The sequence below is a fragment of the Rhodothermales bacterium genome, assembly GCA_034439735.1.
Lineage (GTDB): Bacteria > Bacteroidota > Rhodothermia > Rhodothermales > JAHQVL01 > JAWKNW01.
This window is the reverse complement of sequence record JAWXAX010000239.1, coordinates 12,352-36,154: the sequence shown is the minus strand read 5'-3', so window position 1 is coordinate 36,154 and position 23,803 is coordinate 12,352. Positions and strand designations below refer to the sequence as shown.

Genomic DNA, 23,803 nt, shown 5'->3' with positions numbered 1-23,803 from the left:
GCGCCCCCAACTCCCCCCGGAAATCCCCGAAACGTACGGGTGGGGTTGAGTTACTTGATCTAGGATTAACACTTCGGACAGTTTACCACGAACGGTGTTGCCGCGTACCTGATCAGGCCCCTCCTCGATCCGAGGAGGGGCCTGGTAGTCAAGCACGTTCCCTTACGAAAACTGTCCGAAGTACTCATGTTTGAGGTTTAAAGTACTTCCCCTTAATCCGCGCACCTTGAACCTGCAACCCCTTTTACCCCACACCCACCCGCAGATACACCTGCGCCGACACCGGATACCGGCCGTAAATGCCTTCCAGCAGCGCCGGCGCGCGGTTCACGGTGGCCTGCGCGCCGGCCTGAAGCTGCATGATCCCGTAGCGATGGATATGCCGCGCCGTGCCGGCCGTCAATCCGTTGAGCCAGAACACATGGTGGCCGAGGGTGGTAGGCCAAGCTCACTGCCTCGACGGCCATACACAACAGGAAGCCGCAAAGCAGGCTAGAAATACGGAAAGACATACTACACCGGGTACAGATACGGACGAGTTGCCGGTTGCGGGTGACTTCATTCGGTCGTTGCAACATAGGCCCGACAGAAGCCGGCTGAAACAATGGAAATCGTAGGCACCCTTCCCCGCGCGTTAGGAGCTGGGCGTCCGCGTTCGGCTTTCGGAACGCGCGCATCTGGCGACGGGCGAGTCGTAAGCGCCTAATCCCAGCGTCTGGAAACAAAGTCTTCCCTTGATCTTACCTAGGTATCTGCAGCTTCACGAGAAGAGTCGACGTCATCCCATCGCTCTATTCCCGATACCCGCGCGCCGTCGCGTTTCTTATCCAGGCGATATATCCTAGTATCCTACACGTACTCCGTTTCCCAGGCAGTAGACCTCGTTCTGTCGCCCCTATAACCTGCTCGAAACGTGCATGGCCGAGACCGATTTGCCCTTCGGAACCGACGGTGCCACTCGAAGTGAGTCCGCACCCGACACGCGTTCGGTCCGCACGGCGCCCTTTCGTTTTGCCGACTGGTGCGCCCGACCGTCGCTGAACGAGTTGATCGGCCCGGACGCTTCGATCCGTGTCGAACCCCGCATGATGGAGGTGCTTGTGTGCCTCGCGCGGGCCCGCGGGCAGGTGGTCAGTCGAGACGAATTCATGGACAGCGTGTGGGCCAACATGGTCGTCACCGACGATGTGCTTGCACGATGTATCTCGGAGCTTCGAAAAATTCTAGGGGATCAGCCCAATGAGCCCCGGTATATCGAGACGATTCGAAAATCGGGCTACCGGCTGCTGCCGGCCGTCGTGTTCGATGCGACAATCGACACGGCCGCCTACTCGGCCGCCTACTCGGTCGCCAGCACGGCCGCCCACTCGGTCTCAGACCTCCCATTCGCCTCGCCCCCCGACATTGAAGCGGATGCCGTATCAGGTACTCGAACCACCGCCCTACCCGATGGAGCCGACTCTGGATCCACCAATGGATCGTCCGCTGCCGCCCTTTTGCCGCCGCCGCACCCAATCTCGTCTGCCCTGCCGTCCTTCGCCGGGCAACATCGACCGCCATGGACGTGGTCGCTCCTAGGCGTAGCGTTTATGCTGGGGGTCTTTCTCGTTTACCATCGGATGCTGGATCCCTCGCCGGCGCAACCGTCCGTATTGCCGTTTACAAGTCTACCCGGCGAAGAAGTCGACCCCGCCCTGTCTCCCGATGGCGAATCGATCGTTTTCGCATCGAATGGAGGCTCAGGAGATAACTTCGAGCTATACATCAAGCAGGTCGGAGGCGAGGCGTCGCTTCAGCTGACCCGGTCGCCGGGTAACGAGCGGGATCCCATCTGGTCTCCGGATGGCCGGCAGGTTGCCTTCATCCGCGAGCGAGCCGGGACCACAGGCATCTACCTCACGCCCTCGCTCGGCGGCAGCGAGCGGGAGCTGGCCACCTTCGGCGCACGAGACGTGCAAGGCATGACCTGGTCGCCCGACGGCTCCATGCTGGTGCTCTCCATCGAGCGCTCGCCCCATGGCGTGTTTGCGCTGTATGAGATGCCGATCGAAACCCTCGCCCTGCGCGAACGCACCTTCCCGCCGAATCACATCTACGGCGATCTTTCACCCACCTTCTCCCCCGACGGCGACCGTATCGCGTTTGTCCGCGCCCTATCACCGCCCGTACAGGACATCTATACGATCGCTCGCCGAGACAGCCTACCGTCGCGACTCACCCGGGATAACACAGAAATCAACGGGATCGAATGGGATCCCAGTGGCCGGCACATCCTCTACAGTTCCCTGCGCGGAGGCATGTCCAACCTGTGGCGCATCGCCTTACTCGGGGGCAGACCGATCTGGGTGGCGACGGCCGGCTACAATGCTCACCTCCGCGAGCCGTCGATCGATCGGAGCGGTGCACGCATCGCGTTTGAACGCCGTACGTCCTACACGGACCTCTGGCAACTCCATCGTTCCCAACAACCCCGCCCCCTGATCGTCACCACACGCTGGGATTCCGACCCCGCCATCGCTCCCGATGGCTCGAGGATCGCCTTCGTATCCACGCAATCGGGCTCCCGCGAGATCTGGATCGCCGACGCGGACGGTGCCAACGCGTTTCAGCGTACGACGCTCGGAGACGGCATCGTCAGCACGCCGAGGTGGTCGCCCGATGGTGCTTCGTTGGCCTTCGTGCACTGGCGGAATGGCCATGCCGATGTCTACCGGATCGATGCCGTCGCCGGCATGCCACACCCCATCGCCGCCAGTCCAGCCGACGAGTTGGCGCCCGCGTGGTCCCGCGATGGAAGGTGGATTTATTACGCCTCGAATGCAAACGAACGCTGGCGTATCGTCAAGTCCGCCCTGCCGGTGTCTCCCGATACCTCAGCGACCCCGCCGGCCGATTCACTCGCTCACCCGCCTATCGATTCCGTGTACACGGTGGTGGATGGCATCGCGGCGATGGAGTCCGAAGATGGTACGGTGCTGTTCTTTATGAAACCTCACGAAGCAGGCATCTGGCAATTCTTCCCCGAGGCCGATTCCTCGGCCATCGTAGTGCCTGGCGTGGTACCGCTCGATCAGGGCAACTGGAGCGTCGTCGGCAACGGGCTGTATTTCATCGATCGATCCACTACCCGTTCCTCCATCAGTTACTTCAGCCTTACTACGCGTCGCATCACCCCCATCGCCGCGCTCGGCCCTACTCCACAGGGCAGTGTATTTGCCGTCTCTCCCGATGGCCGTTGGTTCATCTACGCACAAACCGAACGCATCGAAAGCGACATTCTCCTCATCGACAATAATTGATCAGCACCTCAAAAACCGCCAAAAAAGCGCTACCGACCCGGTTTCAGCCATCCCTCAGGTTTCCATCAGGTAATAATCAGGCATTCATCGGACCTTCATAAAGCATCTCCTTCCCGTATCGGCCTATGTTGGGTGCGTCGAATGAACGGCTACTCGTTCACGGCATGCTACAACCGTTCACTAGAAGAAGGTTCTCATATGAAAACGTCACTTCGTGCCTGTTTCGCCCTGCTCGTTGCAGGCGCTTTGTTTGCCTCGTCCCCGATCTCGGCGCTTGCGCAGGATGTCGATAAACCGGTCGAGCAGGTCAGCTTGACGACCGAAGAAGGAGTGGATGTGCTTGCCGCGCTTAAGGAGGCCGGCCAGTATTCGAAGCTCATCGCCGCCCTGGAGAAAACGGGCATCGCTCGTCAGCTCGAATCGGCGACCGCCTTCACCCTGTTTGCCCCCACGGACTCCGCATTTGATAAAGCGACCTCCTTTAACAGCATGAGCATGGAGGAGATGACCGAGGTTCTGCGTGGCCATCTGGTCATGGAAACCATCCCGAGCGAAAAAGCTACGGATATGGAAACCGTTTTACTGGCTAATGGCGGCGAAGCGAAGATTGTGAGCGAGTCCGGTAAGACGATGATCGGCGAAGCCACCATCGTAACTCCCGACATCATGAGCACGAACGGCGTCATCCACGGTATCGACACCGTGTTGAAACCGGCCGCCAAGAAGTCTGACGAGGATAACAACCGCCGGTAGACGACGTAGCGATCCCCCCGATCGCTACGCCCAGCGGTAGGGGCCGGCGCCCCCCAATGGTTCCGATAGAATGCCGGCCCCTGCCCGAACGGGCGCCTCGTCCTCCGATCACCTCACTCTCCAATCTCCGACGCTTCCATGGATGTATCCAACGTATCCCGCGCTATGCTCGCCACCCTTGTGCCTATGCTGCTTTTCGCCGCCTGCACTGAAACCCCGCGCGAGTCTGAAATGCCGCAAGACGACGCCATGACCGAAGTGCCCGGCGCATATGCCGGCGCCATGGACGACTACCGTACCCGGGTCGAACGCGACCTCGACAATCTCGATATGGAAATAGATGCCTTCCGCATGCACATGGAATCCGACACGGAGACACTGTCAGACAGCTTCCGCGTTCGTGTGGCCGGCTTGCAATACCGTCGTGACGCGCTTGAAACGGAGTTGCGCGCCCTTCCGGACGCAACGGAAGACCAACAGGAATCCCGCCGCCAGGCGATCGACACGCAGTGGCGTCGCATCGTGGAGGACCTCGAGTCGTTGCGCCTCTCGGCGATCGACGATCGTGGGGCTTTTGAACAAGCCATCGATGCCCGCCTGACGGAGCTGGAGATGGAGTTGTCCGACTTCCAGCGCTACGCCGCCGCCGACAAGCCGGCTAACACGGAGCGTCACGCCGAAACCATGCAGACGTTGCAGGAAGACCTCAACGAGCTGTCCACGACGCTAAGTACGTTCCAATCGGCCTCCGATACAGCCTTTGAAGCGCAGCGAACGGAGCTCGCCGATGCCGTGGCCGACCTTGGCGCACGGATTCGGGAAGCTACCCAGGAAGTCCGCCAGAACGACGATTCGGCAACCGTTGTACGGTCCAGTTTACCCTGAACGCACTAACCCAACACCAACCATCACAATCGCGGATGAATATAGAGCCGTCGGCTGATCAGTAATCTGGCCGGCCGGCTGCCTTGAGTACCCGTAGGGGGGTCTGTGTCCGCAACAGACCCCCCGTATTTTTTATCCTTTTTTCATGTCCTGGATGAGTTAACCAACCACCTCTCGGAGCCGATACTCCCGGTCAAACCTCGCGGTTCGTCTGTCCTCACCCCGGCGAACCGAACCGCCTGCGGCGTCTCTTCGCCCGGCACCGCCGTATCGCTCTCCATGATCGCGCAAGACACCGCCAGCCTCCGCCATGGCGCCTCGCTCGCAACGCAAGAACTCCACGACGCGCTCTTCCAGCGCGACGCAGTGCACACGTTGTTTTTTTGTTCGCCTGGCTGTCCCCTCTCCGAGTTGGGGGAAGCCCTGCGCGCGCAGTTTCCAGCCACCCCGCTGGTGGGTTGCACGACGGCCGGCGAAATCGGGCCGCTCGGCTATCGGACAGCATCCTTGACCGGCGTCAGTTTCGAAGTAACCGACTTTCAGGTCGCGATCTCGCGCATCGATGAGATCGACGACTCGCCGATGAGTAAGGCCGCGTTCCTCGCCCAGTCGGCCCTAACCGACCTTCGGGCACGCGGATGCCTCCCGACGGGCAGCAACACGTTCGGATTGATGCTCATCGATGGGCTTTCACATCAGGAAGAAGTCATTGCCAATGCTCTATTCGGACAACTGGGCGACATCCAGCGGTTCGGTGGTTCCGCCGCCGATGGTACGCGCTTCGAACACACCTTCGTTTTCCATGAGGGCGACTTCCACGAACGCTCGGCGGTGTTTATCCTCATAGACACCCACCTCCCCTTCACCCTATTCAAAACGGAACACTTCGTGGCGACGGACGACAAGATGGTCGTCACCCAGGCGGACTCGTCCCGCCTGCTCGTCGCCGGAATAAACGGCGACATGGAGCAAAATGGGATCAAGGAACAGGTCGGCCGGATCTATGCCGCCAACAACGTCATCGGCTTCAGCACCTACGACGACCAATTTAATGCGATGCACGTAAACCAGACGCTGACGGGCGTGGCGATCGGTCATGCAGCCTGAATCGACCCATACCTCCCCGTGTGACGCGCCGGACTGCCCCTCCTGTGAACCCCTCCAAGCACGCATCGTCAGGCTTGAAAAAATCAACCGGGCGCTGAGCAACCGGGTGGAGCGAGGCCTCGACTGGCAGGGCGATTCGTTTGTGCTGTTCCAGGCGGCCATCGCCATGGAGACCAAGGTCCACGAACGCACCTCGGCGCTCAACCGCGCGTTGGAAGACCTCGCGGCCTCCAACCGCGAGCTGCAGCTCGCCAAAATCGCCGCCGAGCAGGCCAGCGAGGAAATGCGCAAGGCGCTCGAACAGGAAAAGGAGCTCAGCGAATTAAAGACGCGGTTCATCGCGATGGCCTCGCACGAGTTCCGTACGCCGCTGACCACCATCCATTCGTCGGCGGAACTCCTCAATCGGTTTTATACCCTCTGGCCGGCCGATAAAATTCAGAAACATCTGGATCGGATCGAGAGCAATGTCGCGCACATGACCGGTCTACTCGAAGATGTGTTGATCCTCGGCCGTATCGATTCCGGCCACATGGAATGCCACCAACAGGAATTGGACGCGCGGGCGTATCTGTTGGATCTCATGGAAGAACTGACCATGGGCGGCCTTCTGAACGCACACAGCGTGGATCTGACGTTACCGGAGAACGGCGTGATGATGACCTCCGATCCGAGTCTGATTCGGATGGCCGTCACCAATCTGGTGTCCAACGCCGTCAAATACTCTGACCCCGGCAAGCGAATCGTTATTACCATGCGCTCCGAGGTCGATACTCTCATCCTGAGTGTCACGGACGAAGGAATCGGCATTCCTCCCGAAGACGTGCCCTACCTATTCGAACCGTTTCACCGTGCCAGCAACGTCGACACTCGTCCGGGCACTGGCCTGGGCCTGACGGTCCTGCAGCGCGCGGTCTCCATGCATCAGGGAAGCATCACCGTCGAATCGACCTTGGGAAAAGGGACTGCGTTCACCATCATGCTTCCCCGACATTGTCAGCTTGAACCGACCAGCGATTCATGACATCGATCCTGTTGATAGAAGACGATCCGAACATCCTCGATAACCTGACCGACCTCCTGGAGGCCAAGGGATTCGAGGTGTTCGGTGCTCGAAACGGATTCGAGGGCGTCACGCTCGTCCGGAGCGAAATTCCGAACCTCATTATCTCGGATGCGATGATGCCCGAGATGAGTGGCTACGATGTCCTGGCCTCGCTCCGCAGAGACCACACAACCGCGACGATCCCCTTCATCTTCCTCACGGCGCTGGCCAATCCCGCCGAGCAGCGCCTCGGCATGAACCAGGGCGCGGACGACTATCTCACCAAGCCCTTCAAGGCGGACGACGTGTTAAACGCCGTACGAGTACGGCTGGACAAACAGGCCCGTCATCACCATACGTTCGAGGAGCGACTACGCGAACTCGGACGCAATATCTCCCGGGTCATCCCGCACGAATTTCGGACGCCCCTGGGCGTCATCATCGGGTACGCCCAGATGATCTCGGAAGAGACGGATCTGTTTAAGATGGGGGAGATTAGGGATATGATGCGGGATGTGTACGCCGCCGGCGGCCGGCTCGAGGAACTGGCCGAGAAGTACGCGGTCCTCACCGAGATCGAAGTCCTGCAGTCCGACCCCGAAAAATTCGACGCGCTCAAACATACCTATATCGAGGATGCGTTCGAATTCATCCGGTGTATCGCCGAAAAGGATGCCAACAAGCGCCAACGGCTGAATGACCTCGTGCTGGACCTTGCGCCGTCGGCCATCCGCATCAACCCGGACCACTTCCGAGTCCTCATCCACGAGTTACTCGAAAACGCGTTCAAGTTCTCGACCACCGGCGCACCCGTCCTCCTCACCTCCCACACCACGCCGGATGGGTTCTATGTGATCGAATTTCGCGACTCCGGGCGCGGCATGCGCAAATCCCACATCGACCAGATCAATGCGTTCATGCAATTTGAACGCGATAGCTACGAGCAGCAGGGCCTCGGCATAGGGCTCTACATCGCCAAACGCATCGTCGAACTCTACGATGGCGCACTGACCCTGGAAAGCGTGCTCCAGAAGGGCACCTGCTCCCGTATCGCCCTCCCGATCGTCATCACGGAAGCCATTGCCGAGGAGTTGATGGGACGTTGAAACGTTCAACGATTGAAACGTTCAACGAGAAAACGTTCAACGAATCAACGTTTCATGCCCGTCGATCCCAAAATCATCGAGCGCATCGGTAAGCTCCTGGCGCTGGCCGCCGGCACCTCCAGCGTCCATGAGTCGGAAAGCGCCGAGCGCCAGGCGATGGAGCTGATGCGCAAGCACATGATCTCGCCGGCCGACCTGGAGACGAGCCGCTACGTCATCCAGCAGCACCACACCCGCTGGCACCGGATCCCGGGGTGGGCGTCGCTCCTCATGCATACCATCTGCGCGTTTGTCGGGGTATACGACCTCTACATTTCGGGCAGCGCAGAAGGCCGCGTACGCGCGCGCTGGGTGCTCAGCGGCATGCCGGCCGACATCGAAAACGCCCTCTACCTGTTCGACGCCCTCGTCGCCCAGCTCGAACGACACACCAGGGCCTTCACGGGGCGATATGACCCCCCACCCGAACGCTGGGAGGTCAACGACTTTCGCGCCGGATGGGTGGACGCCGTCCACGGCCGGCTGCGCACCATCGCCCAGCGCGTCTTTCCACACAAACTGATTGATGGCGCCATCATCCCTGTCGACAAGCGAGAGCAAATCGAAGTGTGGTACAAACAAACCACCGGCCAGAAGCCCCGGATGTCGACCGTCACCCTACGCAAATCGGAAGGCTATTACGACGGCATAAAAAAGGGCACGGAAGCGCAGGTCAACCAGGGGCTGACCCGCACCTCCGTGCCCGAGAACCGCCGGCTGAGGTCTTGAAGACGGTTTAAGGTTCGAGGCTTAAGGTTCAAGGGAAAGGCATAGGCCAAAGCACCTTTTACCTTTTACCTTTTACCTTTTACCTTTTACCTTTTACCTTTTCCTTAAACCCCTTCCGTAATGACGCAGATCGCGCGTCGTGGGTGCGAGCGGGCGTACGCGGGGTCGTAGTGCCAGTCCGCCCCGGGGCCGCCGTCGCTGCCGGCGGGGTTAAAGGCGCGTCCATAGGCATCCAGGGCGACGGTATAGGCGCCATCCGGTGCGCCCGCGGGCAGCACAAACGTGCCCGTGTGGCCCCACGCGTTGTCCGCCGGCCCGATGTGCCAGTGCTCGAACCGGCTCCGGTCGGCGGCGACCGCCATGTTGCCCACCCGTGTCAGCGCCGCGCCGTCGCAGCCGCTCACGCCAAGCCGCACATCACGGAAGTGGTCGGCCGACGCCGCGTAGTTCACCCGAATCTCCAGGTCGATCCCGGCGGGGCGATACAGGACGGGGCAGATGGAAGGCAGTGGATTCCAGCTGCCGCCGGCCGGCCGCCAATCGATCGTTCCAAAGGTGGCATTCGGCGCCGCGTTATCCACCACGAACGCCACGGTCGCGCTTTCATCGACCACGGATTTTGCCGCGTTGCCCAGCTGGAGTTTTACGACGTAGCGTCCGTTCGGTAGTCGCCAGGTCTCCCAGTTGAGCAGCCAATGCGGGAAGACGAGGTCGGCCGCCGGCACGATCCCGTACCAGCCGTTGGCATCCGGGATGAAGGGCACAGGGGGGCCGCCGCCCAGACGAGGCGCATGCCAGCTGAACGAGGTAAACGGTACCTCGGAGGCGCCTTCCAGCACATACACCAGGCGGTAGTAGGAGGCTCCGGTAAAGCGATGGCATCCATGGAGTTGGATCGTCCCCGCGTAGGGTGCTTCGCCGACGGCCAGCCGCGGGCTGTCGGAAAACCCGAAGGCGTTGTCGGGCGCCGGCAGCCGGCGGGGCCGGTTCGGCCGCACCGCGTAACCCGAGGCCTGGTGATATGCCGGCGTAAGCGGCATCAGGCCGGCCGTCACGATGGTCGGCTGTGTGCACGTCGGCATAATGGGCCCCTCGCAGATCGACGAGGCCAACGCGCTGCCAGAGGCCACAAGCGTCACATTCGGGATCGAGCCGGCGTTCCAGCGAACGTCAAAATAGCCCTCGCTGTAGATAACCTCCTCGACGCCATCCAGGTCGTAGTCCTGCGTCACCCGGAAGGTGATGTCGGGCATGTCGAACAGCGGCGTCCACTCCGCCACCAGCACCGTCTTACACTTCAAGAACGGTCCGACATACTGGCCGAGAGAAAGCTCACCGACGTTCAGGCCCTGACGGGCTACAAAGTCCGCGAACGCCTTGTCGCGCTCGTCGCGGCTCAGGCCGGCGAGTTCCGCCGGCATGGGTGGCGGCTGCGGGGTCGTGAAGGCCGGCCGGGCCAGCAGCGCCCGCGCCGCCTCGTCATTCGCCCCGAACACGGGGGCGCTTCGCAACGCCTGGAGCGGCGCGCTCGCGGCGCTTCCGAGTACCTCCTGGAGCCGCTCGAACACCTCGGGCCGATCCAACCGCAGCGGCCCCGGATCCGGCTCGGGGAACGGGAAACGCTCGCGGATGATATCCTCAAGATTCGGAATCCGGATGTCCGGGAAGCAGATCAATTTGAGCCGGAACCGCAGGATCCAGTCGATCTCCCACCGCGGCACGAACACGCAGAAATTGCCGCACGCGTCGGTTTTGACAGTGGCGATGACTTCGCGGTGGCAATTGAAAGGGAAAAGCCAGTAATACGGAGACGTGGAAGGCGCATAACTGAGGAACGAACAGTCGGTATCTTCGACATGCACCGTGGCGTTGGGCACACCGTACGCCACGCCGGTCGCCGGGTCGTTTTTTACGACGCGCCCGCAGATGCGGCGGAAAAAGAGTAGCTGGGGATCGATCAGCCACTTGACGCGCTCGTGCGCATCGGTAAACGTCGTTTTGACGAGTTCCTTCGCCGGCACGCCGGTCAGTTCGCTCAGGCGGAATGCCTGACGTTCCGTAAGCTGTTGCTGGTCGGGCGCGACGTCAGCCGCCACGCGTTCTTTGGTTGACTTGGCCATACGAGTTTGTCTGGGACAGTTACAGGATGTACGCGTAAAACGAGAGGCGAACGACGCGGCGAGGATGAGGAGGATGGCCGCGTCATAGGAGTGTGTATGGGGACATGCGGATACGCCGCGCCAATCCCGACACAAATGCCAAAGCTTCTTTCGATGCCCAACGAATCCCCCACGCACCGACCTGTTGTGCTCGTGCACGGCTTTCTCGACACCGGCGCCGTGTTTCGCCGGCTCACCTCCCGGCTCGCCGCGGAAGGATACACGCCTCATGCGATCAACTTGCGGCCCAACGATGGGCGGATAGGCCTAGAGGCCCTCGCCGGCCAACTTGACGCCTTCGCCAACACGCGGTTGGCCGGCCAGCCGTTCGACCTCATCGGGTTCAGCATGGGCGGCCTGATCGCGCGCTACTACGTCCAGCGCCTCGGCGGCATAGAGCGCGTGGGCCGGCTCATCACCCTCGCGGCCCCACACCACGGCACCGTCTGGTCCCACCTCGCCCCCCTCCCCGGGCTCCGCCAGATGCGCCCGGGAAGCCCGTTTATCAACGACCTCAACCGCGACGCGGAAGTGTTGCGTCGTGTCGACTTCGTCTCGCTCTGGACGCCGTTCGACCTCCTGGTCTTCCCAGCCCGCAGAGCCATCCTCGCCAACCACCCCGACATCCGCATCCCCACCGCCGCCCACCCCCTCATGTTATCCGACCCACGCGTACACGACACCCTCGTCCGCCTGCTTGACACACCCCGATGACCACTACCCGACCATGACACCTCGCTAATCGCTCATCACCAATCGTTTATTCGCTAATCTCCACCCACGTCCACCCTTTCGCCGGCACGCTCACCGCGACCTCGACGCCATACCCCCGGTCAAGCCGGTATGTGCGCTCCGGCCCATCGCCAATCCGGATCGTCGCCTCGTCCGCCAGACCGGTGTAGTACAGTGGCAGTCTCAGCGTTTTCTCGATGACGTGATCAGTCGGGTTGTAGATCATCGCCAGGCCCTTGACCTCGCCTGAGGGATCGACATGCAGCATGGCGTCAAGGTCCCGCCCGTCGGCGCGGCGGACATGGATGATGTCGCCGTCGAGCACGGAACGGTACGCTTTGTAGAAATCCACCCACTTCTTAACGACGGCCTTCGTCGAGTCCGTATCGTACAATCTCGGCCCACGGTACGCGGCCATCACGCCGTTTCCGAACAGGTTGGCCAGATGGGCTTCGTACGCATCCAGATGCCTGGACAGCGGCTCGAGGGTCGCGGCTTCACCACCACCATGGTATTCGACAAGCGGAACGAACATCCAGCCCATCGACGGGGTCTTCTCCCACGTGCCGTCATAGATGTTCTGCCGGGCGTGGATGATCTGCTGGTCACGCGGCAGGCTCCAGTTGGTCTCCCGATAGCCCATCGCTACCTTGGTCGATCCATTCAAGAAGTAGAGATCGGGGACGTTGAGGTACACCCCATTCGCCAGCGCTCGCCCATAAAATCGCGTGATACGCTCCCACTGACGCCACTGCGAATCCTGTAGGTCGCGATGGCCGGGATGGGCCGTGGAGGCACACACATCGCCAGGATACGACCCATCGTGTTCGAGGATGTCGAGGCCGGTGGCGTCCAAGAAGCGCTCGAGTTTCTGAAAATACAGATCCCCCCAGTCGCTCATCAGACAGGGCGCGTGGCCAAAAACCGCCCCGCCAGGCCGGCCCGTCGCCGGGTCGATCACGTCGGTGGCATCGTCGATCCGCCGGCTGGACAACAGCGAATAACCGCCGAGCTCCACGCCCCGGCTGTGGGCATAATCGACATCCGCCTTGATCCGAGCGATGTACGACGGGTCCTCGTTTTCCATGTCGAACCCGCTCCCGAAGGTTACGATGACCATCTCGAACCCGACGTCCGCCGCTTGATCCACGGCGCGCCGGATGGATTCGGAGTCCGACTCCCGGACATGCATGAAGATGGGGTTTTCGGTCACCCAGGGCGCGACGGTACGGTACATACGCCGGAGCGCGAGGCCACGCCGCTCCCGGTCGTCGCTGTCATGGAACAGCTCGTAGGTGCGGTAGGTGACGAGTGAGTCCCCGGGCGCCAGGTCCACCGCCGGCCCGATCGGCGGCCGGCTTTCGAGTAATGCCGGCGTCGCACGCAGATAACTGACCTGCGTTTCGTAAAGCGAATCCGGCAGCCAGCGCGTCGTCACGTTCGCCGAGGCGGGGTCCATGCCGTGGAAACTGTAGTCGCTCTGGATGTGGATCGGCGGCAACACCCAGCGCTCGCGCGGCTCGACGGACGACTCCGCTTCCACCACCGCCAGCACTTCGCTCACGAACGCATCCAATCGGACCGACTCCGTCCCCCCATTACGGACCGTCAACCACTTTGCCATAACGGGCATCGCATGGTATATTGCGTAATGAACGTCCACCGTCAACCCGCCGGCAACGGGGGCGACAAACCGCAGGGTCAACTCACGGCCCGGCGGCGGCCAGGTCGTCGAACCGGCATAGCGGCGCTGTTTCCAGGTGAGATGGGGCTGGATGGGCCCCTCCTGGTAGCCGGCGTACCGAAAAGCCGCTGTATCCGCCTGCAAACCCTCCAGCCAGGCTTCGGTGAGATAGGCCTGGTTGGGCTGGCCGGTCAGGCCGCCTACATCGAACCAGACGCCATTCAACTGAATACGTGCCTCCGGACGGACAGCTCGCACCATCGACGCTCCGGTGGCGAGGTTGTCGAGGGCGATCGTTGCCGCGTTGGGCGCCAGGCGGAAGGTGCGGCGAACGAGCCCATTCTCCAGCGTCATCTCGTTCCGGCCGGCGTCGATCGTCACCCGCGCCGGAACGTCCAGGGCGCGCACCAGCCAGTCGGCCTCCCCGGGCACTGCAGCCCGCCCACAGCCGGCGAAGACGAAAATCAGTAGCAGAAGAAGGCGGAGAGTGTGTATCATGGGCTCTCGAGTGAGACGGCGATTGGTGTTCTCGAACAGCCGTAGAATACCAAACACAGGACGATCGGCCAATCGCTTTCATCATTCTCGCTCCACATGCATCCAGACCCATGTTTGCACACACTATCATCGACACCCACCTCCATCTGTGGGACCCGGGCAGGCTCCGCTACCGTTGGCTGGACGACCTTCCGCTGCTCAACAAACCGCACGTGCTGGCGGACTTCTACGCCGCAGCCGCACCGATCGAGGTCGAAAAAATGGTCTTCGTTCAGTGCGAAGCCGACCCCTCTCAGTCTCAGGCGGAAGCGGACTGGGTGACGGACCTCGCCATGACCGATCCCCGCATCGCCGGCATCGTTCCCTGGGCGCCCCTTGAACGCGGCGAAGACGCCCGCAAAGACGTGGCCCGCCTCGCCGCCAATCCACTCGTAAAGGGGGTCCGACGCATCATCCAGTTCGAGCCCGATCCCTGGTTCTGCCTCCAGCCGGCATTTGTCGACGGCGTCCGGATGCTGGCCGAGTATAACCTGCACTTCGAACTATGCATCAAGGGAGACGATCAATTCCGCAATGCGATTACACTCGTCGAACAGTGCCCGAACGTCCGCTTTGTCTTGGACCATATTGGCAAGCCGTTTATCAAGAGCCACATCCTGTCTCCGTGGGACGAGTTGATGGAGGTCTTCGCCCGGCTACCCAATACGTGGTGCAAACTATCAGGCCTCGTGACGGAAGCCGATCATGACGCATGGACACTCGCCGACCTCGCGCCCTACATTGAACACGTAATCGAATGCTTTGGATGGGACCGCGTGATGTACGGCAGTGACTGGCCCGTCGCATCCCAGGCCACCAGGTACGCGCGGTGGGTAGAAACACTCGCCAAATCGATCAAAACCGCCTCAAAGACAGATGTTCAGAAACTGTACGCGGAGAATGCGCGGGCATTCTACCGGCTGTAAACGAGAGCGCGTTGAACGTTTAAAACGCTGAGCGTCCTTCCTATTTTTTAGATCACGCCATCGCCGTACCCACCATGGTTTCGCCATTAAACGTTCAACGAAAGAACGTTCAACGCCTCCTCCTTCTACTCGCCTTCATCGTCCCCGGCGCGGCGCTGGCCCAGACGCTTGACGGCGTGTTTTTCCAGAAGACCGCCACCTCGTATTCGATCGACGACGCATCGATTCCGTACGCGGTACGCGTCGAGGGCGCCGGCGAGCCCTGGAGCCATGCCGAACGCGGCCCGGTGGAAGGGCTCCGGATACTGGCGCGCACGCCGGCCGGGGTGCTCTGGCTGGGCGGCCCGCAGGGGGCGGCTCGGTTCGACCCGGCCGCCACCGAACGATGGGAACGCTGGCAGTATTTCGCCGGCAAACGCTGGCTGTCGGACGACTCCGTCCGGCAGATCGTCGTCGCCCAGGCGCCCTTCGAAACCGCCTGGGTCCGGACGTCCACCGGGGTTTCGCGGATTGCGTTTGAGCCGATGACCTTTGCGGAGAAGGCCGGCCGATTCGATGCCGTGGTCGAAGCGCGCCACGTCCGCCATGGCTTCGTCTCGCGCTCGAAGCTGCTCACCCCCGGCGACCTCGCCTCCAGCGTCACCAGCGACGACGACAACGACGGCTTATGGACAGCGATGTACCTCGCCGCGCACGCCTATCGCTTCAGGGTCACGGGCGACGCCACCGCGCGCATCAACGCCGAACGCTCGCTCCGCGCGCTCATGCGGCTTGAAACGATCGATCCCATCCCCGGCTATTATGCCCGCACGTACAGACGGCTCGACGAGCCCGCGCCCCATCAAGACAATGGCGAGTGGCACCGCGTGCCTGGCGCCGATCTGGAGTGGAAAAGCGATACCAGCTCGGACGAAACCGTTGGTCACTATTACGGCTACGCCATCTATTTTGACCTCGTGGCCAATGAGGCCGAAAAGGAGGAAATCCGGACCTATGTGCGCCGGCTCAGCGATTACCTCATGGCCAACAACTACGACCTGATCGATATCGACGGCCTCCCTACCCGCTGGGGGCGCTGGAACGAGGAGTACTTCGCTACCCCCGAGGGCGACTACGAGCGCGCTCTGCGTGCACTCGAGTTACTGGCGATCCTGAAAACGACCTATCATATCACTGGAGACTCGATCTACCAGCACGCCTATCTCGATCGGGTAAACCGAGGGTATGCGCACTTCACGCTCGAATACCGCCGCTGGGGCAGCCAGGAATGGGAGATCAACTATTCGGACGACGAACTGTATTTCCTGGCCATCTTTCCCCTGCTTTCATACGAACAGGACCCGGCGCTACGAGCGACCTATATCGAAACCCTGCGCTTCACCTGGTCTCAGGTGCAGCCGGAGCGCAACGCGCTGTGGAATTATATGGCTGCCGCGCTCGGCGCCGGGCCGCTCACGCCGCGCCTGGCCGCAGAAAGCCGGCTCACCCTCGCCCGCACGCCACTCGATCTCATCGAATGGAGTGTCTCCAACAGCCATCGAACCGATGTTCGCCTCAACCGATCGCCCGACCGACATGGCCTGGCCGACCTGGTGTATGTCCTCGCCCCGGATGAACGCAGGGTCATGAAACACAATGGCAACCCATACACCGCCGACGGAGGCGCTGCAGGTACAACCGAAGAAGCTCCTACTTTCTGGCTTCTACCCTACTGGCTCGGGCGACACTTCGGATTCTAGCGGAGCCGGCTCAATCGGATGGCTTTCGTAGTGCCTCGATGCTCCGCAGGACGTCCTCTGCCTGACCGGTCAGTTCTGCATATCGTTTGATGTCGCCGCCTCGCTGGGCGTCGCGGGCTTGCTCGAGGAGGGCGCGGTACTTCTTTTCGAGCCCGCGGGTGGGATCCTTCTTGAAAAAGGAAAACATGGCGTACATGGATTGGTCCGCAGGATCTCCAGGCAGGGTGCGCCGGATACCTGTGGCAGGGAAGATTGACTATGGAACACGGCGCCGTAAGGCTGTACCTATTCGAACTACCCATTCAGCGATACGACCCAACAGCATGCAGTCTACGGCTCATTCCGTGGCGTCAAAGGGGCCGAACGGCCTTGAGTCTCTGGAAATGTGGCGGTAGAGATGATAGGCGCTGTCCGGCCCAATGAGGCGGACCGCACTTGCGTGGGAGAGCGATGTCTTCCTCTTCATGATGAGCCGGCGGTACTGATATTTCTTCCGAATCATATCTGCTTTTTCCGCGATATCATCGGATAGTTTGTTCTGAATTGAATCGCTCATTTTGCAGATTGCTTGTTGTTGAACCGAAAGATCGACAATCGTTTCCGAAATATCATCCCATTACGTGACGTCCCCTCAATTTTTTGCTAGAATTTTCTATGCAACCATTTGAGGATATGCGGCATTAATATGTATGTTCAGCCGCTCTATTAGCCGAGTCCATCCTTCATAAAGGATCGCAATCTACTCGTCTGACCGACAACTCACGAGGGCCGTTCGTTCTGATTCGCCGGCGCTGGTAGGCTCGACTACGCACACTACCCCTGAACATCTACCCCTATAACCCACATAGACACTGCGGCATACATCGCTACCAGATCGCCGCAGCGTCCGCTTCTTACCCTAGACATTCCGATAGACATGTCACTACAACACATCACGCGTCTGGATTACCAGAAGACGCACGGATGGTGGGTCCGAATTCGACGGAAGTCGAACCCCTGTTCGAAATTATTCTCCGACGGTGTCCATGGTGGCAAGGAGGAGGCCCTCGCGAAAGCCGTTGCGTGGCGCGATGAAAAGCTAAAAGATGCGCCGAAACTCGCCTCTCGCACGGTGGAATCAGGCTCAAAACACGTGAAGACCGGCGTTCCTGGTCTGAGCCTTACCTTCGTTGAAGGGAGCGAAGGGCCTCTAGCCCATCTCCAGGTATCCATCCAACGGGGTGGCAAACGCACGGGCACCCGGTACTCCATCAACAAATGGGGCTTGCGTGCATCGCTCTGGAAAGCGTGCGTGGCGATTGCAAAGGGCACATTACCCGCCGCCAACGGCTCCGGGCGCTCTTCGTTGCAAGAAATGGCCGTCCAGCTTTATGACGATTCGTTCCCCAATATTTCTGCGGCACTGCAGGATATGAACCTGGTCGTGGAAGAGCCGGCGGAAGTTGAAGGGGAGGCGAAATGAGATCGCCTGGATGATCGAACTAGCGTACGGTGATACGTAAAGTTCAGCCAATCGGCCTATGCGGGCGCGAGGGCAGATCCTTATGTTAGTCCCAACAAGCCCCCTGTGCACAATGTACCCTCGCTCGCCCATCGTTCGGGGGGCCGAAGGGCAAGCGATTCGCGACGTGCACAGGGGGTGTTGTTATGTTGTCCATACGAACGGTCTACCGGTAGTATGCCGATAATGCCGCCACCGTGAGACGTTTCACACGAGGCGAATGCTCCCGGGCGATGCCATCACGCAGGTCGTCCATCGCGGCGCGATTGCCGATTGCATGTAATGCAGCCAGCGCCATGATACGTGTCCCCTCGCGTTCATCGTCGCGATAAACGGCGAGCAGGTACGGAACTGCCGGCTTGAGGTTCAGACGCTTGCCGTGTACCTCCGCGAAGAAGATGACATTCTGCAACGCCGCCTCGTCGACTTCTCCAACCGGCCGAGCAACGCCCAACACCAGTTCAGATGCCAGCGCGTCCCACCACAGGGGACCATAGGCCTCCGTGCCGTTTGTAATGTACTGGTTGACATACGGCTCCGAATCAGCCACGAGGGTCTGCGCCGCCGCCGGAATGACGGCCATCATTGATAGCAGCGCGGTAAGCGGGAGCTTTCTATTCTTCATGGGTGTATCCTCTTTGTCTTGTAAAAGGCCACTCCTCCAACAGGATGGAGTGTCTACCGACGCCGGCGGGCGGTCGCACGCCCGCCGATGTCACTGCTCTCAATAGACCCGGGACCCCACTAATGTTTCGACCAGGAAGGGCTTACATAATAATCACTTAACATTGTAAGCGGTTTCTTCACGATAACCTAATATAATTAGCACCCCGCGACAGGGATCAATCTCCATCAGAAGCGTTTCCAGCACCAAGCGCCTGCCGCTCAATCGTTGTGATCAGTTCTCGCGAGGCAGGCCCAACACCTGTCCATCCGCCAACAGTCGCGCTTCCAAGACGCTGTATCGCACGTCCTGAACCCCTACGCCGGCCTCCAGCGCCAGCGCCGCGGCCGTAGCGGCGGACTGGCCGAGGATCATAAACACAGGCTCCATCCGGATCGACCCGTAGGCGATATGCGAGGCCGAGACGGCGACAGGGACAAGCACATTCGTCGCCTCTGACGCCCGGGGGACGATGGCGCCGTAACTGATGGCGTACGGACCGCCCGGGTTTACCTGAATGTCTCCTTCGTTCCGCACAAATCCGTTGGTATCGACATATCGTTGGACATTGTGGGAGTCCATATTGTAGGAGCCCATGCCGATCGGCCGGGGCGTCGCTCGGATGCTGCGCAGATGCATTTCCGTCGCCACGAAGTCACTCACCATACGCCGAGCCTCGCGGATGTAGATCTGGTATGGCCAGTGACCGTTGTCGACGAACTCGTCCTTCGCCAGGCCCCACACACTCATGGCTTGCTGGACGTCCGCCGGCACCCGCGGGTCGTTCGCCAGAAACCAGAGGAGCCCCTGTTGGTATTCGATATGCTCACGCAGGATCGCCCGACGCTCCTCGTAGGAGGCCTCGGGATAGGCGTAGTTCATCCCGATGTTGTCCGTCGAAAACGCGCCATGGTTGTTGGTGTCGGTCTTGTTGTTGGGGATGGAGTCGAACTTCGCGAATACTTCGCGCCACCCCAGATCGAGGTATCGCGCCAGCAATTCGTAGTGCATCGGATCGTAGCCAGCCGGCTTCGGAAACGGCACCCGGTTCTCTGGCACATTGGTCAGGCACATCCGGTACGTGTAGGCCTGGATTCGGTGATCTCCTTCCCCCTCTTTACCGGGGTCGCGCCCCTGAATACGCGGCAACAGCCCGCTCTCCGGCTTTCCCGGAATGATGTACGCATCCACGGGGCGGTCGAACTGGTGCTTGATGGCGTTGCGCGTCTGCACGCCGTTTAGCATCTCGCCGTAGGTACTATTGGATTCACGCCCGACCGTATAGCTGATGCCGGCGGCGGCCATGAGGTCCCCTTCGTACGTCGCATCGATGAACATACGCCCCCGATAGGTGGCGCCGTCGAGCATCGAAATCGAAACCACCGTGGCGCCTTCTTTTACGACCCCTCGTTCGCGATCGAGCCAGGCGTCCCTGCGGATATCGATGCCGTGTTCAGCCACGATCGCCTCGAAGGTGAGTTCGGCTACCCGGGGCTCGAACATCCAGATCGCATCGTTCTCCGTGTCGTACCCCGCGAACGAAGCGGGGTCCTGGAATCCCCAGGCATCAGGCCCATCGTAATGCGCTTTCACGCGGCGATAGAACCCGCGCGCTATCCCTCCAATGGCCTCCTTTACACCCGAATCCGTCCAACCCAGGCCCGAGGAGGTCAATCCCCCCAGGTGACGTTCGGGACAGACAACAATGACACTTCGGTCCATCCGCCGCCCCTGCACGGCAGCCGCGATGCCGGCCGATGTACAGCCGTAAATGACCAGATCAAAAACCGTGGTGGTATCGGCGGGGGATATCCGCGGTGGAAGGGCGCGTGCCTGAACCGGCGCCACCACCTCCGCTACCATCCCCACGGCCGCCACGAACAGGAAGGCCAGTCTCATGGGTCGTTCTGCTTCATACAATCCGGCATCACGCGCCAGCCATCCCGGAGGTCGCTGTTCGCTGGCTCGTCTGCCCGGGCGATCTCCGGTGCGGCGCACTCCGCGTCCGTACGATCCCCAGCTAAGCTTAGCGACTGGTTGGCAATTCCACAAGGGAGCTTCACGGATTCCGGAGGTCCGTCTTTTCTACTAAACCATCACTTTAAGTGGGCACATCCATCGCGTTACAGGTGAATGGAGAACCTTTCGGCTAGCCGGAGCGTTTTGCACAGAGTGAAGGGCGCGATAGCTCGGTTGCCGGCTTGCACGTTGCACCCGCCGAAACGATCTTACACGTCCGATCCTTTCGATTTTTCTGAGAGCAATAGCCTGTGCCACCATGAAACGGCTTTTCCTGTTGAGTGTGCTGCTTGTCGTCGCCGGCGGATGCGACGCCTTCCGTCTCAGCGACGAATCGAGCATTGTCAATGGCAACTGGTCGAGTACCGTCGCGGCCGTTTCGGGCGCCTGTTGCCAACTTGAGATCGAGATCAAGAACAAGGATGGCCGGCTGACAGGCTCCGGGACCGTCGAAACCCCGGGCCGGCGGGTGGGTACGTCGGACGTGTACAGCATCGCGTTTACGGGCTCGCTGAACAACGACCGCGTGGAGCTGGAGCTGGACAGTGAATTCAACACGGGCACCATCGTGGGCCAGGTCTTGCGGGATTTCAGCACGACCTATGCGATGGTCCTGGAAGTCGACTTCTCCGGATTCGGCTACGATGGCAAGGATATCATCCTCTTCCCCCGCAGCGAATAGTCAGGCCGGCCCGATCGAGCGAATCCGGAAATCGGCATATCCTTCCGGCTCTCGCGCCGCTTCCTCAAATCGATCAACACGCGCCATCGAGGGACCGCGTCGTAGTCGCGCTTCAAGCGCACGCATGCCTTCCCTGCTTCCTTCGGCTGTCACCACGACCGCTCCGTCGGGCCTGTTGCCCACCCAACCTACAACCCCGTACGCCCGGGCGCATTGCGCGGTAAACGCACGGAAGCCCACGCCCTGAACCCGACCGTACACCACCCATTCTCTGGCTATGCGTTGAAGTTCCATAGACATTTGGTGTAAGGTGTGGTTTCATGGTGCCCGCATGTCCCGACGCCGACTCAGGCGAATGCGCCATCCATACCACGCCTCCGAGCAAAAGCTCCTACCTGTAGTCGGACCCGTACGTGTACCATCGTTACCCGTCATGGTCAGCTCCCATGATCTCCTCTACGGGTATTTCGATGGATGATGATCCCGAAACAACCCTCCATCCTCCACTACGAACCAGGCCTTTTATTACTACATGATCGCACTACTCAACCGATGGGCTGCTCTCGAACCAGCGTGGTGTCACAACGATGGACGCCGGATTTATTTCGGCCCACCGGGTCAGCATGAATCGCTGGAGCCCTCCCGTGGAACGATTACCTGGCGCCAGGCCGGCGCCATCCAAATGGCCGTTTTACTCGCTCTAGACTCCCGCGCCTGGCGATGGCAACGAGGAGCTGATGGACTATTGACCGTCGGTCATCCGGAAGGGGTACGTGCGGTCGTTCGCGCAGGGAATAATTTTGCGGCCGACCTGCTGGGCGCCTATGTGCAGCGTCTTGAAATCGACCGTTGCCTCCTGGCCGCGTGATGTGCGGATTATAGAGCCGCCTCTGGAGTACCGGGCTCTAATACCAGACCCCTATAAACTGAGAAAGGCCCTACCTCCACCCGGTAGAGCCAATCCCATGATCAGTACTGCAAGCGTCGTTTAGTGCCCTCCCATTTCGTTTCGTTACAGACCATCTGTACTTTTTTTCCACTTTTTTAAAAATGGCCTCCTGTGCGCCAGAATAAGCGATTTTTTGTGCATTAGTTTTGTACCACACCCTCCTTCGCCGCCCCCACATGGTCTTTGTCGTAACAGGTACAAACGGTTTTATCGGTAGCCGGCTTGCAACCACGCTGCTCACCCACGAAGCAGGCCAGCACGCGGAAGTACGGGCGCTGGTCCGCTCTCCAGACGCCGGCGCTCCTCCGGGCATTACCCCCTATGTAGTGGATTACCGGCGGCCGGAGAGCATCGCGGCGTCCGGGGCACTGGAGGGGGCCGGCTATCTGATTCACCTCGCCGGCGTCACCAAGGCGCTGTCGCTCGATAGCTTTCGGGAAGGAAACGTGGAGCCGGTCGCTTCCCTGCTCAAGGCCATCAAGTCCGTAGCGCCCCCGCTAAAGCGATTTGTACTCGTGTCTTCCCAGGCGGCCGCGGGCCCCGCCCCCGGCCCTGGTCGCCCCAGGTCCGAGTCGGACCCCGCCGAACCTTTCGATGTTTACGGCATCAGTAAACTGGAAGCCGAACAACTGCTATCCGATCAGGCGGGTGCGTCGCCGTTCACGATCGTGCGCCCGTCGGCCGTGTACGGACCTCGGGATGTCGATTTTCTGAAGTTGTTCAAACAACTGCGGCTGGGGGCCGGCTTGTATCCCGCGAACCGGAACAACCGGCTCGCCACCATCTTCGTCGACGACCTGGTTTCGGGACTTATTCAGGCCACCTACAGCGAAGCCGCCCGCGACCAGGTCTTTTTTATGACGAATGAAGAAGATATAGGATGGCCGGAAGTATACCGCGCAATGGCCCGGGCCCTGGAGGCGCCTATGCGTTTCGAATGGGAGATTCCAGCGCCGATCGTACGCGCCACTGGTCTCCTCGGCGACGCGGTTTCACGCCTCACCGGCCAGGTATCGGTGGTCAATAGCCAGAAGGTGGCTCTGGGCATGGCGCCTTACTGGACCTGTTCGGCCGAAAAGGCGCGCCGATTGATCGGATTTTCGCCGGCCACCCCGCTGGAGGCCGGCATGGCCGCCACCCTGGCCTGGTACCGCCAGCAGGGTTGGCTCTGAATAACGACCCATACGGCCCCGTCGGCATCGATCCATCCATGAAACAGGCGTCAGCTACTTATTACGTGTGCCCGTG

The 23,803-nt window shown here is 60.7% G+C and carries 21 protein-coding genes; 14 read left to right on the top strand and 7 right to left on the bottom strand.

Features of this window, described 5'->3' with window-relative positions; translation table 11 throughout:
• Positions 1–244: 244 nt before the first annotated feature.
• Positions 245–421, bottom strand: coding sequence for a hypothetical protein (locus SH809_17455; GenBank protein MDZ4701503.1), 177 nt, complete (start codon positions 419–421; stop codon positions 245–247).
• A 496-nt stretch (positions 422–917) separates the two neighbouring features.
• Here SH809_17455 and SH809_17450 point away from each other — a divergent pair, with 496 nt between their 5' ends.
• The 7 genes from SH809_17450 to SH809_17420 all read left to right on the top strand — a co-directional run bounded on the left by SH809_17450 (position 918) and on the right by SH809_17420 (position 8,963).
• Entirely contained in the window at positions 918–3,299 is a 2,382-nt protein-coding gene (locus SH809_17450; GenBank protein ID MDZ4701502.1) for a winged helix-turn-helix domain-containing protein, read from the top strand.
• Between the two features lie 141 nt (positions 3,300–3,440).
• Positions 3,441–4,052, top strand: coding sequence for a fasciclin domain-containing protein (locus SH809_17445; protein ID MDZ4701501.1), 612 nt, complete (start codon positions 3,441–3,443; stop codon positions 4,050–4,052).
• Positions 4,053–4,217: 165 nt separating this feature from the next.
• Entirely contained in the window at positions 4,218–4,937 is a 720-nt protein-coding gene (locus SH809_17440; GenBank protein MDZ4701500.1) for a hypothetical protein, read from the top strand.
• A 279-nt stretch (positions 4,938–5,216) separates the two neighbouring features.
• Positions 5,217–6,044: an FIST N-terminal domain-containing protein gene (locus tag SH809_17435; protein MDZ4701499.1), complete on the top strand. Its 828-nt coding sequence runs from the start codon at positions 5,217–5,219 to the stop codon at positions 6,042–6,044.
• Complete coding sequence (locus SH809_17430) at positions 6,034–7,068, top strand: HAMP domain-containing sensor histidine kinase (protein MDZ4701498.1); 1,035 nt, start codon at positions 6,034–6,036, stop codon at positions 7,066–7,068. Before SH809_17435 ends, SH809_17430 begins: the two co-directional genes overlap by 11 nt.
• The gene (locus SH809_17425; protein ID MDZ4701497.1) at positions 7,065–8,195 is read left to right on the top strand and encodes a response regulator; all 1,131 of its coding nucleotides are present in this window, start codon (positions 7,065–7,067) and stop codon (positions 8,193–8,195) included. The genes SH809_17430 and SH809_17425 overlap by 4 nt, the downstream gene beginning before the upstream one ends.
• 54 nt (positions 8,196–8,249) lie before the next feature.
• Complete coding sequence (locus SH809_17420; protein ID MDZ4701496.1) at positions 8,250–8,963, top strand: DUF2786 domain-containing protein; 714 nt, start codon at positions 8,250–8,252, stop codon at positions 8,961–8,963.
• A 104-nt stretch (positions 8,964–9,067) separates the two neighbouring features.
• Here SH809_17420 and SH809_17415 read toward each other — a convergent pair whose 3' ends face one another.
• The gene (locus SH809_17415) at positions 9,068–11,083 is read right to left on the bottom strand and encodes a hypothetical protein (protein ID MDZ4701495.1); all 2,016 of its coding nucleotides are present in this window, start codon (positions 11,081–11,083) and stop codon (positions 9,068–9,070) included.
• A 135-nt stretch (positions 11,084–11,218) separates the two neighbouring features.
• On the opposite strand from SH809_17415, the gene SH809_17410 reads away from it, so the two are divergent.
• Positions 11,219–11,836 (top strand): alpha/beta fold hydrolase, encoded by a 618-nt coding sequence (locus tag SH809_17410; protein ID MDZ4701494.1) that lies wholly within the window; start codon positions 11,219–11,221, stop codon positions 11,834–11,836.
• Between the two features lie 46 nt (positions 11,837–11,882).
• On the opposite strand, the gene SH809_17405 is transcribed toward SH809_17410, so the two are convergent.
• Complete coding sequence (locus SH809_17405; protein ID MDZ4701493.1) at positions 11,883–14,036, bottom strand: hypothetical protein; 2,154 nt, start codon at positions 14,034–14,036, stop codon at positions 11,883–11,885.
• 110 nt (positions 14,037–14,146) lie between these two features.
• On the opposite strand from SH809_17405, the gene SH809_17400 reads away from it, so the two are divergent.
• Positions 14,147–15,001, top strand: coding sequence for an amidohydrolase family protein (locus tag SH809_17400; GenBank protein MDZ4701492.1), 855 nt, complete (start codon positions 14,147–14,149; stop codon positions 14,999–15,001).
• Between the two features lie 74 nt (positions 15,002–15,075).
• A complete protein-coding gene (locus SH809_17395; GenBank protein MDZ4701491.1) occupies positions 15,076–16,740 on the top strand; it encodes a hypothetical protein in 1,665 nt (554 codons plus the stop codon).
• 10 nt (positions 16,741–16,750) lie between these two features.
• Here SH809_17395 and SH809_17390 read toward each other — a convergent pair whose 3' ends face one another.
• The gene (locus SH809_17390) at positions 16,751–16,927 is read right to left on the bottom strand and encodes a DUF6435 family protein (protein MDZ4701490.1); all 177 of its coding nucleotides are present in this window, start codon (positions 16,925–16,927) and stop codon (positions 16,751–16,753) included.
• A gap of 729 nt (positions 16,928–17,656) precedes the next feature.
• On the opposite strand from SH809_17390, the gene SH809_17385 reads away from it, so the two are divergent.
• The gene (locus SH809_17385) at positions 17,657–18,202 is read left to right on the top strand and encodes a hypothetical protein (GenBank protein ID MDZ4701489.1); all 546 of its coding nucleotides are present in this window, start codon (positions 17,657–17,659) and stop codon (positions 18,200–18,202) included.
• A 205-nt stretch (positions 18,203–18,407) separates the two neighbouring features.
• Here SH809_17385 and SH809_17380 read toward each other — a convergent pair whose 3' ends face one another.
• Positions 18,408–18,866, bottom strand: coding sequence for a hypothetical protein (locus tag SH809_17380; protein MDZ4701488.1), 459 nt, complete (start codon positions 18,864–18,866; stop codon positions 18,408–18,410).
• Between the two features lie 273 nt (positions 18,867–19,139).
• The gene (locus SH809_17375) at positions 19,140–20,804 is read right to left on the bottom strand and encodes an FAD-dependent oxidoreductase (protein ID MDZ4701487.1); all 1,665 of its coding nucleotides are present in this window, start codon (positions 20,802–20,804) and stop codon (positions 19,140–19,142) included.
• A gap of 379 nt (positions 20,805–21,183) precedes the next feature.
• On the opposite strand from SH809_17375, the gene SH809_17370 reads away from it, so the two are divergent.
• Entirely contained in the window at positions 21,184–21,606 is a 423-nt protein-coding gene (locus tag SH809_17370; GenBank protein ID MDZ4701486.1) for a hypothetical protein, read from the top strand.
• On the opposite strand, the gene SH809_17365 is transcribed toward SH809_17370, so the two are convergent.
• On the bottom strand, positions 21,607–21,900 hold the full coding sequence (locus SH809_17365; GenBank protein ID MDZ4701485.1) for an acylphosphatase: 294 nt from the start codon (positions 21,898–21,900) through the stop codon (positions 21,607–21,609).
• Positions 21,901–22,138: 238 nt separating this feature from the next.
• Between SH809_17365 and SH809_17360 the strand changes: the two genes are divergently transcribed.
• Positions 22,139–22,474: a hypothetical protein gene (locus tag SH809_17360; protein MDZ4701484.1), complete on the top strand. Its 336-nt coding sequence runs from the start codon at positions 22,139–22,141 to the stop codon at positions 22,472–22,474.
• 257 nt (positions 22,475–22,731) lie between these two features.
• Positions 22,732–23,727, top strand: coding sequence for an NAD-dependent epimerase/dehydratase family protein (locus SH809_17355; GenBank protein ID MDZ4701483.1), 996 nt, complete (start codon positions 22,732–22,734; stop codon positions 23,725–23,727).
• The last annotated feature ends 76 nt before the right edge of the window (positions 23,728–23,803 follow it).

What these genes read in the sequence shown, in the direction of transcription:
- SH809_17450 (MDZ4701502.1), top strand. Translation starts at nt 918, where the DNA reads ATGGCCGAGACCGATTTGCCCTTCGGAACCGACGGTGCCACTCGAAGT.
- SH809_17445 (MDZ4701501.1), top strand. Translation starts at nt 3,441, where the DNA reads ATGAACGGCTACTCGTTCACGGCATGCTACAACCGTTCACTAGAAGAA.
- SH809_17440 (MDZ4701500.1), top strand. Translation starts at nt 4,218, where the DNA reads ATGCTCGCCACCCTTGTGCCTATGCTGCTTTTCGCCGCCTGCACTGAA.
- SH809_17435 (MDZ4701499.1), top strand. Translation starts at nt 5,217, where the DNA reads ATGATCGCGCAAGACACCGCCAGCCTCCGCCATGGCGCCTCGCTCGCA.
- SH809_17430 (MDZ4701498.1), top strand. Translation starts at nt 6,034, where the DNA reads ATGCAGCCTGAATCGACCCATACCTCCCCGTGTGACGCGCCGGACTGC.
- SH809_17425 (MDZ4701497.1), top strand. Translation starts at nt 7,065, where the DNA reads ATGACATCGATCCTGTTGATAGAAGACGATCCGAACATCCTCGATAAC.
- SH809_17420 (MDZ4701496.1), top strand. Translation starts at nt 8,250, where the DNA reads ATGCCCGTCGATCCCAAAATCATCGAGCGCATCGGTAAGCTCCTGGCG.
- SH809_17415 (MDZ4701495.1), bottom strand. Translation starts at nt 11,083, where the DNA reads ATGGCCAAGTCAACCAAAGAACGCGTGGCGGCTGACGTCGCGCCCGAC.
- SH809_17410 (MDZ4701494.1), top strand. Translation starts at nt 11,219, where the DNA reads ATGCCAAAGCTTCTTTCGATGCCCAACGAATCCCCCACGCACCGACCT.
- SH809_17405 (MDZ4701493.1), bottom strand. Translation starts at nt 14,036, where the DNA reads ATGATACACACTCTCCGCCTTCTTCTGCTACTGATTTTCGTCTTCGCC.
- SH809_17400 (MDZ4701492.1), top strand. Translation starts at nt 14,147, where the DNA reads ATGTTTGCACACACTATCATCGACACCCACCTCCATCTGTGGGACCCG.
- SH809_17395 (MDZ4701491.1), top strand. Translation starts at nt 15,076, where the DNA reads ATGGTTTCGCCATTAAACGTTCAACGAAAGAACGTTCAACGCCTCCTC.
- SH809_17390 (MDZ4701490.1), bottom strand. Translation starts at nt 16,927, where the DNA reads ATGTTTTCCTTTTTCAAGAAGGATCCCACCCGCGGGCTCGAAAAGAAG.
- SH809_17385 (MDZ4701489.1), top strand. Translation starts at nt 17,657, where the DNA reads ATGTCACTACAACACATCACGCGTCTGGATTACCAGAAGACGCACGGA.
- SH809_17380 (MDZ4701488.1), bottom strand. Translation starts at nt 18,866, where the DNA reads ATGAAGAATAGAAAGCTCCCGCTTACCGCGCTGCTATCAATGATGGCC.
- SH809_17375 (MDZ4701487.1), bottom strand. Translation starts at nt 20,804, where the DNA reads ATGAGACTGGCCTTCCTGTTCGTGGCGGCCGTGGGGATGGTAGCGGAG.
- SH809_17370 (MDZ4701486.1), top strand. Translation starts at nt 21,184, where the DNA reads ATGAAACGGCTTTTCCTGTTGAGTGTGCTGCTTGTCGTCGCCGGCGGA.
- SH809_17365 (MDZ4701485.1), bottom strand. Translation starts at nt 21,900, where the DNA reads ATGGAACTTCAACGCATAGCCAGAGAATGGGTGGTGTACGGTCGGGTT.
- SH809_17360 (MDZ4701484.1), top strand. Translation starts at nt 22,139, where the DNA reads ATGATCGCACTACTCAACCGATGGGCTGCTCTCGAACCAGCGTGGTGT.
- SH809_17355 (MDZ4701483.1), top strand. Translation starts at nt 22,732, where the DNA reads ATGGTCTTTGTCGTAACAGGTACAAACGGTTTTATCGGTAGCCGGCTT.